Origin of the sequence: Aquabacterium sp., from assembly GCF_048860245.1 — a bacterium.
In the GTDB taxonomy this organism is placed as follows: domain Bacteria; phylum Pseudomonadota; class Gammaproteobacteria; order Burkholderiales; family Burkholderiaceae_C; genus Aquabacterium.
This window is the reverse complement of sequence record NZ_JBLIZW010000070.1, coordinates 31259-44651: the sequence shown is the minus strand read 5'-3', so window position 1 is coordinate 44651 and position 13393 is coordinate 31259. Positions and strand designations below refer to the sequence as shown.

13 protein-coding genes are annotated in these 13393 nt (G+C 63.5%); 9 read left to right on the top strand and 4 right to left on the bottom strand.

Going from position 1 to position 13393, the window contains the following annotated elements; all coding sequences use genetic code 11:
* Window positions 1-124: 124 nt before the first annotated feature.
* Complete coding sequence (locus tag ACMV18_RS07815) at window positions 125-964, top strand: acyl-CoA thioesterase (RefSeq protein ID WP_420817368.1); 840 nt, start codon at window positions 125-127, stop codon at window positions 962-964.
* On the opposite strand, the gene ACMV18_RS07810 is transcribed toward ACMV18_RS07815, so the two are convergent.
* From ACMV18_RS07810 to ACMV18_RS07800, 3 genes are read right to left on the bottom strand one after another with little or no spacing between them, the layout of a single operon-like run.
* Window positions 945-2459: an AAA family ATPase gene (locus ACMV18_RS07810; RefSeq protein ID WP_420817367.1), complete on the bottom strand. Its 1515-nt coding sequence runs from the start codon at window positions 2457-2459 to the stop codon at window positions 945-947. The genes ACMV18_RS07815 and ACMV18_RS07810 overlap by 20 nt on opposite strands.
* 31 nt (window positions 2460-2490) lie before the next feature.
* Window positions 2491-3423 (bottom strand): histone deacetylase, encoded by a 933-nt coding sequence (locus ACMV18_RS07805; protein WP_420817366.1) that lies wholly within the window; start codon window positions 3421-3423, stop codon window positions 2491-2493.
* Window positions 3424-3442: 19 nt separating this feature from the next.
* Window positions 3443-4648 (bottom strand): acyl-CoA dehydrogenase, encoded by a 1206-nt coding sequence (locus ACMV18_RS07800; RefSeq protein ID WP_420817365.1) that lies wholly within the window; start codon window positions 4646-4648, stop codon window positions 3443-3445.
* A gap of 102 nt (window positions 4649-4750) precedes the next feature.
* On the opposite strand from ACMV18_RS07800, the gene ACMV18_RS07795 reads away from it, so the two are divergent.
* The 5 genes from ACMV18_RS07795 (at window position 4751) to ACMV18_RS07775 (ending at window position 9446) form a co-directional block, all read left to right on the top strand.
* Window positions 4751-5119, top strand: a complete 369-nt coding sequence (locus ACMV18_RS07795; RefSeq protein ID WP_420817364.1) for a hypothetical protein — start codon at window positions 4751-4753, stop codon at window positions 5117-5119.
* A 57-nt stretch (window positions 5120-5176) separates the two neighbouring features.
* A complete protein-coding gene (locus ACMV18_RS07790) occupies window positions 5177-6049 on the top strand; it encodes a plasmid replication/partition related protein (protein WP_420817363.1) in 873 nt (290 codons plus the stop codon).
* Between the two features lie 117 nt (window positions 6050-6166).
* Window positions 6167-7474 carry an efflux RND transporter periplasmic adaptor subunit gene (locus ACMV18_RS07785; protein WP_420817362.1) on the top strand — a complete coding sequence of 436 codons (1308 nt, stop codon included), beginning with the start codon at window positions 6167-6169 and terminating at the stop codon, window positions 7472-7474.
* A 15-nt stretch (window positions 7475-7489) separates the two neighbouring features.
* Window positions 7490-8728, top strand: a complete 1239-nt coding sequence (locus tag ACMV18_RS07780) for an ABC transporter permease (RefSeq protein ID WP_420817361.1) — start codon at window positions 7490-7492, stop codon at window positions 8726-8728.
* Between the two features lie 10 nt (window positions 8729-8738).
* On the top strand, window positions 8739-9446 hold the full coding sequence (locus tag ACMV18_RS07775; protein WP_420817360.1) for an ABC transporter ATP-binding protein: 708 nt from the start codon (window positions 8739-8741) through the stop codon (window positions 9444-9446).
* Between the two features lie 49 nt (window positions 9447-9495).
* Here the strand turns inward: ACMV18_RS07775 and ppk2 are convergent, their stop codons facing one another.
* Window positions 9496-10665, bottom strand: a complete 1170-nt coding sequence (gene ppk2, locus ACMV18_RS07770; protein ID WP_374257545.1) for a polyphosphate kinase 2 — start codon at window positions 10663-10665, stop codon at window positions 9496-9498.
* Window positions 10666-10871: 206 nt separating this feature from the next.
* On the opposite strand from ppk2, the gene ACMV18_RS07765 reads away from it, so the two are divergent.
* From ACMV18_RS07765 to ACMV18_RS07755, 3 genes are all read left to right on the top strand, one after another.
* Window positions 10872-11366, top strand: a complete 495-nt coding sequence (locus ACMV18_RS07765) for a DUF4442 domain-containing protein (protein WP_420817359.1) — start codon at window positions 10872-10874, stop codon at window positions 11364-11366.
* A 147-nt stretch (window positions 11367-11513) separates the two neighbouring features.
* Window positions 11514-12650 carry an SGNH/GDSL hydrolase family protein gene (locus tag ACMV18_RS07760; protein ID WP_420817358.1) on the top strand — a complete coding sequence of 379 codons (1137 nt, stop codon included), beginning with the start codon at window positions 11514-11516 and terminating at the stop codon, window positions 12648-12650.
* 13 nt (window positions 12651-12663) lie between these two features.
* Complete coding sequence (locus ACMV18_RS07755) at window positions 12664-13335, top strand: OmpW/AlkL family protein (RefSeq protein ID WP_374257540.1); 672 nt, start codon at window positions 12664-12666, stop codon at window positions 13333-13335.
* The last annotated feature ends 58 nt before the right edge of the window (window positions 13336-13393 follow it).

Genomic DNA, 13393 nt, shown 5'->3' with positions numbered 1-13393 from the left:
ATTGTCATCCATGTAACGAGCGCCGCCGTCCCGGGTAATACTTGCCGCGTCAAGTTTTTTCCGTTTGTTGCAATCCATGATGCCGCCGAATGCCTCAGAACAAGTTGATCTACTTCTGGCTTTGATGCAATTGGAGGAGATCGGGCCCGACCGCTTTCAGGCGCAAAGCGATGACATCGGAACGCCCGCCGTGTTTGGTGGCCAGGTGTTGGGTCAAGCCTTGATGGCGGCCAGCCGCACGGCCCCGGAAGGTCGTGCCATCCATTCCTTGCACGCGTATTTCCTGCTGCCGGGCGAACACATGCCCATTCAGTACGAGGTGGACCGCGTGCGCGATGGGGGCAGTTTCAGCATGCGTCGGGTGACTGCGCGTCAGCGTGACAAGATCATCTTCGAGTTGACCGCCTCCTTCCAGACGGCTGACACCGGCCCGGAGCATCAGTTCCCCATGGCTCAGGTGGCTGGCCCAGAAGGGCTGGTCAGCGAGTACGCCCAACGCCAGGCCATCTTGCCGATGCTGCCCGCCTTTTTGCGAGAGAAAGCGCTGGCCCCTCGGGGGCTGGAGTTCCGTCGTGTTCAGGACGTGGACATCTTGAATCCCAAGCCGAGGGAGGGCGCCACCCAAATCTGGGTCAAAGCCATGGATGCGCTGCCCGATGACCCACTGATGCATCGCGCCTTGCTGGCTTATGCCTCGGACCATGGCTTGCTGTTGGCTGCGATTGCACCGCATGGCCTGAGCCTGTTGCGAGGCGACATTCGCCTGGCCAGCATTGATCACGCGATGTGGTTCCACCGCGATTTCCGCTTGGACGACTGGCTGCTTTACGACATCGACTCACCCAATGCCGGTGGGGCGAGAGGCTTGTGTCGCGGCCATTTCTACACGCGGGATGGGCGCCTGGTGGCCTCGACCGCGCAAGAGGGCATGATGCGCCCCTGGATCAAGAAGCCGTCCGCTTGAGCCACGCGGACACGATCGCATCGGGCGCTTGCTCACCCGCTAACACGGCATCGCACTCATCTGCATCCAGTTGGTGTGGCGCGTGCCGCTGTTGAGCCAGAACGTGGATGTCGGCATCCGAGGGGTCTTGCCCTTGCGCTTGCCGGGCGATCAAGCGCCGCTCCAGTTCGGCGACCGGGGCCTCGCAATGCACGATGGCAAAGGGGGCGTGCAGTTGGTGCGCCAAGGCCCGGAAAGCGTCGCGTTGCGCCCGCTTCAAAAAACAGCCATCCACGATCACGCGCCAGCCTGCTTGCAGGGCCATCTGACTCAGACTGCGCAGGTGCTGGTAGGTCTGTTCGGAGGCCATCGTGCTGTACAGCGATTGGGGCGAGGTGTGCGCAAACAATCGCTTGCGTTCGACATCCGAGCGCAGGCGAACACACAAGGTGCGCTGCAGCAGTTGCCCACTGAGGTGGCTTTTGCCTGAGCCCGACAGCCCGTGCGTGATGAGCAGTCGCACATCGCCGGACGCCATCAGACGGTGCACCAGACGCAAATAGGGCTGTGCTTCGGCCGCGTGATCCGGGCCGCGCAAGTGCGCGACCAGTGCGCGCACCAAGGCCCGGTACACCATGGCATGTCGCAGCAAGGGCAGGCCAGCGTGGTCCCCGCTGGCGTCCAGGTAGGCGTTGAGCCACACGGCGGCCAGGTCGGTGCGATCGTGGGCCATCAGGTCCATGGCCAGGAAGGCCATGTCCTGCATGGCATCGATCCAGCGCAACTCCAGATTGAAGTCAATCCCGTCGAAGGCCTGAAGCTGGTCTTCTTGCAGGATGAGGTTGTCGAGGTGCAGGTCGCCATGGCCCTCCACCACGTGCCCGTCGCGCTGACGTTGCAGCCACAGCGGGCGCAAGATTTGCGCCTGCTCGGCCAGCCAGGTGGTGATGGCCGCCAACGGCTCGGCGGGGTAAAACGCGGCCAGTTGGGCCACCACGGCCTCCACCGTCTTGACCAGGTTGGCGGGGGCGCCCAGATGCGGCCCCGGCAACGGGCCACGTGCGGCACGGTGAAAGCGCGCCAAGGTTGGGGCGAAATCTTCCAGGTGGCGAGCTTGCAGGCGTCCTTGCTTCAAGGCTGTGCTGGCCAGTGCATCGGCGGCAAAGGCCTGCATGTGCACGGCGTAGTCCTGTGCCGCGCCCGGGCCATTCACGACAGGCTTCGTCTCGGTGCCGGTGATGGGCTGCACGCCCAGGTACAAGGCGGGCGCCAACCGTCGGTTCAGTCGCCATTCTTCTTCGCAGAGATGGCGGCGGGTGCTGAGCAGTCGGGCATCCACGAAGGGCAGGCAGACGGGCTTTTTGACTTTCCAGGCGTGCTGCCCATGAATGAGTACCCACGAGATGTGGGTTTCGATCAACTGGGCGCCCCATTGCTGCTGCAGCGCAGTCACCATGGCCCGGCTGCGCGCCATGAGCGGGCTGGCATCGTCGGGTGGGGGGGCTGCGGTGGGCATGCCGAGAACTTACCCCTTGCCGCAGGACTTGTCACGCGTTGGCGAGCAAGTCGGCCGAAGGATGCCAGCGCTGCCAGTAAGACAGGGCGATGCGATAGGTGTGCAGTTGCACGCGGACGGTGCTGTGGATGTCGTGGCCGTAGCCCCCGGCCATGGTCAGCACCACGGGCAGGCGCCGCTGCCAGGCCCAATCCAGCACGGCGCGATCCCGCTCGGCCATGCCGTCGTCGCTGAGCTTGAGTCGTCCGAGGCGATCGCCCTCGTGTGGGTCGGCGCCGGCCAGGTAGATCACCACATCCGGCTGAAAGCGTTGATCCAGTTGTTCCAGCGCGTGGTGCAGGGCGGGCAGGTAATCGCTGTCGGTGCAGCCATCGGCCAGGGGCACATCAAGGTCGCTGGCCTCTTTGCGAAACGGGAAGTTCTTATCGCCATGCAGGGAGAGCGTGAACACCGAGTCATCGCCCTGGAAGATGCTGGCTGTGCCATTGCCCTGGTGCACGTCCAGGTCCACGATGGCCACTTTCAGGCCTGGGCGCCGGGCCTGCATGGCCCGCGCTGCCACGGCAGCGTCGTTGAAAACGCAAAAGCCGCTGCCCTTGTCGGCATACGCGTGGTGTGTGCCGCCGGCCAGGTTGGCCGCCACGCCAGCCCCGTTGAGCACGGCGTCGGCGGCCTGCAAGGTGGCTCCGACGGAGCGCCGGGCGCGTTCGGCCATGGCCGGGCTCCACGGAAAGCCAATCTCGCGTTGCTCAGCCGCGCTCAGGCTGCCCTGTGTGACGGCCTCGATGTAGCGCGCCGTGTGCACGCGGGCCAGGTTGGCATCGCTGGCGGCGGTGGCTTCGGCCAACTGCACGGCAGGCAGATGCTGGACCAGGGCGTCGCGCAGCAGGGCGTACTTGGCCATCGGGAAGCGGTGCCCCACAGGCAGGGGTAACACGAAATGATCGGCGTAAAAGGCTTGCATGGCGGCTGGCGAGGGCCGTTCAGAAGAAGGCCTGGATGCCGGTCTGGGCGCGACCCAGTATGAGCGCGTGGATGTCGTGGGTGCCCTCGTAGGTGTTGACCACTTCCAGGTTCACCAAGTGCCGGGCCACGCCGAAGGTGTCGCTGATGCCGTTGCCACCCATCATGTCCCGGGCCATGCGGGCAATGTCCAGGGCCTTGCCGCAGTTGTTGCGCTTCATGATGGACGTGATCTCGACCGAGTCGGTGCCTTCTTCCTTCATGCGCCCCAGTCGCAACGCGCCTTGCAGGCCCAGCGTGATCTCGGTTTGCATGTCGGCCAGTTTTTTCTGCACCAGTTGGTTGGCTGCCAGGGGGCGTCCGAACTGCTGGCGGTCCAGCACGTACTGGCGGGCGCGGAACCAGCAATCCTCGGCCGCCCCCAAGGCCCCCCAGGCAATGCCGTAGCGGGCACTGTTCAGGCAGGTGAACGGGCCTTTGAGCCCTCTCACGGTCGGGAATGCGTTGTCCTCGGGCACGAACACATCGTCCATCACGATCTCACCGGTCACCGATGCTCGCAGGCCGACCTTGCCCTGGATGGCCGGCGCGCTCAGGCCCTGCCAGCCCTTTTCGAGCACAAAGCCCCGGATCTGATCCCGCCTCCCCTTGGGGCCGTCCTCTTCGCACTGCGCCCACACCACAAACACATCGGCGATGGGGGCATTGGTGATCCACATCTTGCTGCCCCGCAGGGTGTAGCCCCCATCCACCTTGGTGGCGCGGGTGCGCAGGTTGGCGGGGTCGGAGCCGTGGTCGGGCTCGGTCAAGCCAAAGCAACCAATCCACTCGCCCGACGCCAGTTTGGGCAGGTAGCGGCGGCGGGCGCCTTCGGTCGCCCATTCATGGATGGGCACCATGACCAGCGACGACTGCACGCTCATCATCGAGCGGTAGCCCGAGTCCACACGCTCGATTTCGCGGGCGATGAGGCCATAGCTCACCGCGTTGAGGCCCGCGCCGCCGTAGGCCTCCGGAATGGTTGCACCCAGCAAACCCAGCGCACCCATTTCCCGAAAAATGACAGGGTCGGTGCGCTCGTGCCGGAAGGCCTCTACCACCCGTGGGGCCAGTCGTCCTTGGGCGTAGTCGCGTGCCGCATCGCGGATCAGTCGCTCATCTTCGCGGAGTTGGTGGTCCAGCAGCAAGGGATCAGCCCATTGGAAGGGCGTGGCAGAGGCGCTCATGAAAACGGTCCTTGTAGCAAAGCGAGGTGGCGATGACGTGCTCGATCTTGCCTGAAAGTCGTGCTACCGTGCCCGCCTTGTCAGCCTCGTGAGACCCTCACCATGACCCTGCAATACCTTGAATTTGACTACGCCGAAGACACCGACGGCATCGGGACCTTCGAGGCCATGGCCAGCGTGGGGTCCGAGCACGTGCAGGCCGTGTTGGGTGAGATGACGCAGGTGCTGGCCTGGGCGTTCGAGCATTTTGGCGAAGCCCATGGCCCCTTGGAAGATGGCTTCGCCTGGGACCATGACCTGCAGGGGCAGCAAGAGTTCACGCTGGAAGAGGTGCTGCATTTTGACGAGCGCAACAGCCGGGTGGTGGTGCAACAGCATGCACCGGGCGTGCCGCGCCACACCTATACCTTGTCGATCAGCGGCAGCCCCGATTTTTGTGATGCGCTGCGGGCGCGATTTGACCTGGGTTGAGCCGGGTTTGTGGCAGGATGCCGGCCCCGTTTGTTGTGATCCCTGAATTGTTTGCCCATGACCATCACCGTCCTTGAAGAACTGCGCGCCTACATCGACCCGCTCACGCCGGACGAGCACGAAGCGCTGGAGCGCAGCATCCTGGCCGAGGGCTGCCGTGATGCCCTGGTCCTGTGGGGAGATGTTCTGGTCGATGGGCACAACCGCTACGGCATCTGCCAAAAGCACGGCATCCCGTTTCAGACGGTTCAGAACCCGCGCTTCACCTGCATGGAAGACGTGCATCTGTGGATGATCGAGCAGCATCTGGGGCGTCGCAGCGTGTCGGACTTCCAGCGCGGCGTGCTGGCCTTGCGCAAGAAAGAGATCCTGGCGTCGCGGCGCGAAGCTCTGCAGGCGGCCTTGGCCGCGGCGCAGGCCGAAGCCGCTGCGGCGGCGGGCGAGGCCAGCGCTGCATCGGCGCCCGAGATCAGCCCGGAGGCTCGGCAAGAACTGGAAGCGCTGGAAACCCGCGAGGCACTGGCGCGCGCCGCCCGCTTGAGCAGCACCACGGTCAGCCACATCGAAAAGATTCAGAAGCAGGCTGCCCCCGAACTGGTCGAGGCCGTGAAGGCGGGCACCATTTCCATCAACGCCGCCGCTGCCGTGGCCACCTTGCCGGTGGACGAGCAGGTGGCTGCGGTCGCCGGTGGCAAAAAAGAATTGCAGCAAGCCGCTCGCCAGGTGCGAGAGGCCCGCGCGCGGCCTAAAGCCCCCGAAGCGAATGTGCCGCCAGACGACGTACCGGCTACGGCGCAGCCGACCGCCGAAGGTGGGGACGGCCCACGGCCCGGCGAGTCGCCTGAAGAAACCATTGCCCGACTGCTCCAGACCGTCGCCACCCTGCGTGCGCAGCTGGCGCAGGCGCGCGGCGACACCGCCCCCTGGTGAGACAGATCAAAGCCCTGCAGGCACCTGGCTGCAGGCTTCGTGGTAAGTTCATCGCACCCCACACATTTGCGTGCTGAACATGACCGCGAGCTTTGATTTCTGGCCGGAGCGGGCCCCATGAGTGCATTGATGACGCCTTGGTGGCGCCAGCGTCGCGTCGTTTTGGGCGTGGTGGCGGTGCTGTGTCTCGCGGTGGTGGCCTGGGCGAAGTGGCGCCCCGTGGCGGCCGATGTGGTGCCGGTGGCGCGACAAGCCCTGACGCGGACGCTGCAGTTCACGGCGCGCGTCAAAACCCCGGCGCGCGTCGAGGTGGGGGCCACCGTGACCGGACGTGTGCAGCGTGTGCTGGTCAAAGAGGGGGACTGGGTTCAGGCCGGCGCCCCACTGCTGCAACTCGAATCCGACGAATGGCGTGCGAACTGGTTGCAAGCCCAAGGCAACCTGCAGCAAGCGCAAGCGCGGGTGCAGGGGCAGCAAGCCTTGTCGTGGCCAAGCGCCAAAGCCGCGCTGGCGCAGGCCGAAGCCAATTTGCAGGTCGCTGAACGTGACCTGGCTCGGGTGCAAGACCTGGTGGCCTCGCAGTTCTACAGTCAGGCCCGACTGGATGAAGCGCGCCGGAATGTGGATGTGGCCCGCGCACAGCGTGATGTGGCCCGCTCTCAGGTTGCGGCCAATGGCGCGACCGGCAGCGAACAGCAGGCGGCCGTGGCCCAACTGGAAGCCGCCAAGGCCGCAGTGGACGTGGCCCGGTCGCGGTTGGATCAAGCCGTCATCCGAGCGCCCGGCGCCGGGCAAGTGCTCACGCGCATGGTCGAGCCCGGTCAAATCGTTCAACCTGGAAAAGGTTTGTTGTCCTTGTCGGTCACGGGTCCCACAGAACTGGTGGCACCGGTGGATGAGCGCTATCTGGGCCAGTTGATCGCCGGCCAACGTGCCCGTGTGGTGGCCGACGCTTACCCACAGCAGGCCTTTCAGGCGAGGGTGGATCGTTTGTCCCCCACGGTCAATGCCCAGAGTGGCTCGGTGGAGGTGACCTTCGTGGTCGACGGGCCTCGCCCCAATTTCTTGCGGGAAGACATGACCTTGTCGGTCGAAGTGGTGACCGGCCAGAAGTCGGATGTGGTGGCCGTGCCTTTGCGAGCCGTGAAAGACATCGTGCTGGGGCCGCAAGGGGAGCAGGGCGTGGTCATGGTGCTGGATGGGGGGCGAGCGCGAGCGCGCAGTGTGACGTTGGGGTTGCGCAGCTTGTCCCATGTTGAAGTCACGCAGGGACTGAAGGACGCCGATGTGATCTTGCTGGATCCAACGCTCGCCGAAGGAACACGCCTGCATGCGCGCCGACTGTCGGCTCAAGCGCTGAGCGCCGCACCCGTCGGGCTGTCCAAGGACGGGGCCGCTGGCATGTCGTCCACCTTTGCGCGATAAGCGCTGGCGCCCCTCATGCAGTTCAAGTCCTTTTCTCTTGGATTCGAGTGGCAGGTGGCGCTTCGCTTTTTGAAGGAAGGCCGCTTCCAAAGCGTGCTCATGATCGTCGGGGTGGCGGCGGGTGTGGCCGTGGTCACCTACATCTCGGCGTTGATCAGCGGCTTGCAGCGCAACACCCTGGACAAGACCTTGGGGGCCCAGGCGCACATCACCCTGTCGCCACAGGACGAGAAGGTCACGCCAGCGCTGCCCCCGGCGGCTGAGGGGGAAATCCGCTGGACGGACACGCAGGCCCGGGCGCAACGCCTGCAAACCTTGACCAATTGGCAGGGCATGGTGTCCTTGCTCTCGCAGCGTGAAGGGGTCTCGGCCGTGTCGCCCATGGTGGCGGGGGCTGCACTGGCGCGCCGGGGCGAAGCCACCCGTGCCGTGGCCTTGTCAGGGGTCGACTTGGCGCAGTACGACCGCATCGTCAGCCTGCGTCAAAAGCTGGTGACAGGGCAGCTGGTCTTGTCCCCTGGTGACGCCATCATCGGTCAAACCCTGGCCGACGATCTGGGCGTCCGGGTGGGGGATCGCATCACCGTGTCGACGAACGACCGCAGCGAATCTCTGCGCTTGACCGGCTTGGTCGATCTGGGGATCAAGGACCTCAACCGGCGCGTGGTGATCGTGCCCTTGCGTTCGGCGCAGACCATGCTCAATTTGCCGGGCGGGGTCACGCAAATTGATCTGCGGGTCGACGATGTCTGGCAAGCCAAAGCTTTGGCCCAGACCCTGGCGCGCGAGTTGCCCACCAAGGTCGAAAGCTGGCAGGAAGCCAATGCGCAACTGGTTTCAGCCCTGAACGCCCAAAGTGTCAGCACCATGTTGATCCGATCGGTGGTGATGCTGGTGGTGGTGCTGGGCATTGCCAGTGTGTTGGTGGTGTCCGTGGTGCAGAAGCAGCGCGAGATCGGGATCCTGCGTGCCATGGGGAGTTCTCGTGCACAGATTCAGCGGGTGTTCCTCCTGCAAGGCACGGTGGTGGCCGCCCTCGGGTCCGTGTTGGGGGTGGCGTTGGCGGTGGCGTTGATCAAGGCCTTCACCACGTTTGTGAAGGGATCCGATGGCCTGCCCTTGTTCTCCATTTCGCTGGCACCCGAGATGGCCATGCAGATCGTGGGCGTGACCTTGTTGGCGGGTGTGCTGGCTGCCGTGGCGCCCGCACGGCGTGCCGCACAAATGGACCCGGCCCAAGCCATTCGCTTGTGAAAGACATGAGATGAGTGCGACGCCCCTGGTTCAATTGACGCAACTGCGCAAGTCCTACAACGTGGGGCAGGCCAACGAGGTCGAGGTGCTGCACGGTCTGAACCTGACCTTGCACGCCGGCGAGTTTGTGGCACTCATTGGCCCTTCGGGGTCGGGCAAGAGCACCTTGCTCAACATTCTGGGTTTGCTGGAGCGCAGCACCGCTGGGCAGTACGCCTTGGCCGGACAGTCCACCCAGGACCTCGATGACGATGGCCTGACCCGGATGCGGCGAGACACCCTGGGTTTTGTCTTTCAGTTTCACCACCTTTTGCCGGCATTTTCTGCGCTGGAAAATGTGTGCTTGCCCGCCTTGTCCCGGGAGGGGCAGGTGTCGGATCGGGCGCGCGAGCGTGCCACGCAGTTGCTCGAAGCCGTCGGGCTGAGCCATGCCCTTCACCGCAAACCGGCCGAGCTGTCCGGCGGGATGCAGCAGCGCGTGGCCATGGCGCGGGCCCTCATGCTCGAGCCTCAACTCGTGCTGGCAGACGAGCCCACCGGGAACCTCGATACGCAATCGTCTGCAGAGGTGTTTGCCTTGATGCGCCGCATTCACAGCGACGCCGGCACCACCTTCCTGATCGTGACCCATGATCCACGCCTGGCCGCGCAATGTGACCGGGTCGTTGAACTGGTTGATGGCCGCGTCGCGCAAGATCGGCTTCCAGGCGCGCAATGACAAAGAGGCCCCTTGGGGCCTCTTTGTTTTCAGCTTGACATCAACGTGGTCATTCGCTGGCTGGCGTGATGCCTGGGTGCTCGCCCTGCTCGTACACCACGTTGGCCCGGCCCACCAGCAGCGGGTCGGGTTGAGGGATGTGATCCATGTCGCGGTTGGTGAACGGCAATTTGTGCAGCACATAGCGCATGGCATTCAGGCGCGCGCGCTTCTTGCAGTCGCTCTTGATCACGGTCCAGGGGGCATCGGCCGTGTCGGTGTGGAAGAACATGGCTTCCTTCGCGCGGGTGTAGTCATCCCACTTGTCCAGCGAGGCCTTGTCAATGGGCGACAGCTTCCACTGCTTGAGCGGATGGGTCTCGCGCTCCTTGAAGCGGCGGCGTTGTTCCTTCTGGCTCACCGAGAACCAGAACTTGATCAGGTGCACGCCTGAGCGAACCAGATTGCGCTCGAATTCGGGCGCCTGACGCATGAACTCCTTGTATTCGGCGTCGGTACAGAACCCCATGACGCGCTCCACGCCCGCGCGGTTGTACCAGCTGCGGTCAAACAGCACGATCTCGCCCGCCGTGGGCAGATGCTGCACATAGCGCTGGAAGTACCACTGGCCCTTCTCGTGGTCCGACGGCTTTTCCAGGGCCACCACGCGCGCGCCCCGTGGATTCAAGTGCTCCATGAATCGCTTGATGGCGCCGCCCTTGCCGGCTGCATCCCGGCCTTCAAACAGGATGACCACTTTCTGCCCCGTGGCCTTGGTCCAGGCCTGCAGTTTCAGCAACTCGACTTGCAGGCGGTATTTCTGCTTCTCATAGCTCTTGCGAGACATGAGGTTTTTGTAGGGGTAGGTCGAAGCATCACGCCAGTTCGGCGCCAGCACTTCGTCCGGATCCACGCGCACAGGCGGTTCAACCAGCGAGCCGCGCAGAGCATGGCGCAGCACCGCCGCATCGTCGGGGGAGGTTCCTTTCAGCACCGTGGTGATCACTTCCGCCAACGCTTCGGGGCGAGTGTGCGTCACGATGTCCTTCAGCGCGGCCACCTGATGCTGCTGACTGGCCTCGGTGGCCTGAGTGGCCACAAACTGCTCGACCCCTTCCGGGGTGTGCGATGGGCTGATGTCTCCAGCGCTGGCTCGACGGACCGCCGCATTGCGGGTTTTCGCGGCGGGCGTGCGTGTGGTTCGAGTTGTTTTGCGTGCCGTGGTGGATTTTGTGGCCATCGTCTGCGGTCTCCTGTGCTGATTCGGAAATATCAAACCGCCAGACTACGCCTGTGTACAAATGATGACAAACGAAAGTGTGAGCGTGTCGCTGGGTATTTCTTGCATTTGCGGCACTTTGACGCATCGGGTCCATCGATCGATGTGGCCTCAATGGGACGCGTTACCATGTCGATCATTCTTTGACCGCCTTTGACACTTTGCCCATGACCGCACCCAATCGCTTGGCTCGCACTGTTCGCCAATTTGACAAATTGCCCGCTCCGCTGCGTACCTGGGCGATCAGCAAAGTGCTGGGGCGTGCGGTGCCGTTGGTGGGAACCGCAGGCTTGCGCTACGAAGCGATCGATACCGAGCGCGTGGTGGTCAGCATTCGCAACCAGCGCAAAGTGCAAAACCACATTCAGGGCGTGCACGCCGCTGCCATGGCGCTTCTGGCGGAAACCGCGACAGGCTTTTGCGTGGGGATGAACGTGCCCGACGACAAGCTGCCTCTGATCAAAACCATGAAGGTGGATTACCTCAAGCGCTCGCAAGGCGACATGCGTGCAGAGGCGCACTTGACCGAGGCCCAGATCAAGCAGATCCGCACCCAGGACAAGGGCGAGGTCACTGTGGCCGTGAAAATCACCGATGCGTCCGGGCAGGAGCCCATTCAGGCGCAAATGGTGTGGGCCTGGGTTTCCAAGAAGCGCGACTAAGGTGTGGCGAGTGGGCCGTGGCCTGTGAAGACAAGCAAATGTCCGCTTTTGGCAGCAAACACCTAGTTTTCCCGAGGTGACGCCAACTATTCCTGTTGGTCACAATCGTTTTCGATGCGGGCAGACGTTCCGCCGAGGAGACGAGTGGTGAAGACAAGATTCATGTTGGCGGCAGTATCTGCTGCTGTGCTGTTGAGTGCCTGCGGTGGCGGTGGCAACTCGGGTGACACCAAGACCCAGGCGACAGCCGTCACGGTCGTGGGCGCCAGCCTGGCTGACTCAGGCACCTTTGGCTACAAGTTCACCGTTCAGGCGGCGGGCGGCACCAGCTACAAGGTGTATTCCGAGCGCATCGCCGCCACTTATGGCATCAACGGCTTTTGCAATGCCTACTCCGGCGTGAGCTTCACGCGTGTCACGGGGTGCACAAACTTTGCGGTGGCCGGGGCTCGCGTGAACTACACCGTTACCAGCGGCGGGACGACCACGGCCGTCGAGAGCGTGCCCATGTCGCAAATCAAGCAACTCGTCGATGCGGGCAACGCCGGCTTCTCCAGCAAAGACGTGCTGATCGTGGGCGAGGCCTCGGCCAATGACATGGCCACGGTGCTGACCGCATTGGAGATGCCTGTCACGTTCCAGGGGATCATGCTGACCTTGCTGACGAGCGAGCAACTCTCCGCAGCCCCCAATGCGGCGGCCGCTGGCGTGCTGTATTTCCAGGCCCTGGCGGACAAGTTGGTCAATTCTGTGGTGACCAATGCCTTGGACAAAGGCGCACAGCGTGTGGCCATCCTGAACATCCTGGACGTCACCCGAACCCCTCGCTTCCAGGCGGTTCTGGCGGGACTCGATACAGCCAGCGCAACGGGGCTGAAAACCATCGCCACTGCATGGATTCAGGCCTTCAACGCGCGCCTGGCTGCGAACGTGGCCAGCTATGCCAGCAAAGTGGTGGTCGTGGACTTCTACACCAACTTCAACAGCGAGATGGACTCGCCGTCGCAGTATGGTTTGAGCAATGTCTCGCAAACCGTCTGTGATCAGATCGTTAACCATGGCGGCACCTTGGCCCCTGGCGTGACCGGGTTGGATACCCCCTCCACGGTGGTCGCGTGTACCGACACCAATGCCTCTGCCATCACTCCGACAGCGGGTGCCGATGGCACCACCACATGGTGGCAAAAGTACCTCTACGCGGACAACTTCCACCCGACCCCTTATGGGCATCAGTTGCTGGCTCAGATGGTGGCCAAGCGTTTGACCGAAGCCGGCTGGCTCTGAGCAGGAGGACGAGATGACTCAGCAATTGCGTAACGTGTGCGTGGCCGTGCTGGCCTGTGTGGCTGGCATGCAAGGGGCCCAAGCGCAGTCGGCAGGCACTTGGATGCTGCGTGCGGGTCCCATGCTGATCGCCCCACAGGTGAACAGCGGGGAGATGACGGCACCGTCTTTGCCCGATACCCGCATCAAGGTGGACAGTGCGGTCACGCTGGGCGGCGGCATCAGCTACATGTGGTCCGACCACGTGTCGTTCGATGTGCCCCTGGCCGTGCCGTTTACCCATCACATCAAGGGTGATGGTGCCATTGGCAATGTTGGTGAAATCGGCAAAGTCGATGTGGTGCCGGCCACCTTGTTCACCCAGTATCGTTTTTACGATGCCAAGTCGAAATGCCGCCCGTATGTGGGCTTGGGGCTGACCTATGTGTCGTTCATCAAGGAAACGGGCAATGGCACGCTGACGGCCATCACCGATCCAGGTGGCCGCACGACGATGCGTGTCAGTGACAAGTTTGCCCTGACGCCTCAGATTGGGTTCACGTACGCAGTCAACGACAAGTTCTTTGTCGAGACCATGGTCGGGCAGACCTTGTTGAAAGTGACGGCCACGCTCAGCACGGGCCAAAAGATCGATGCAACGCTGAACCCCGTCATTGCGGGCGCCTACATCGGCTATCGCTTCTGATCTGATTCAGGTCGCATGCAGCCCCGTTGCCACTGAGCGTGGTGACGGGGCTGTTGTC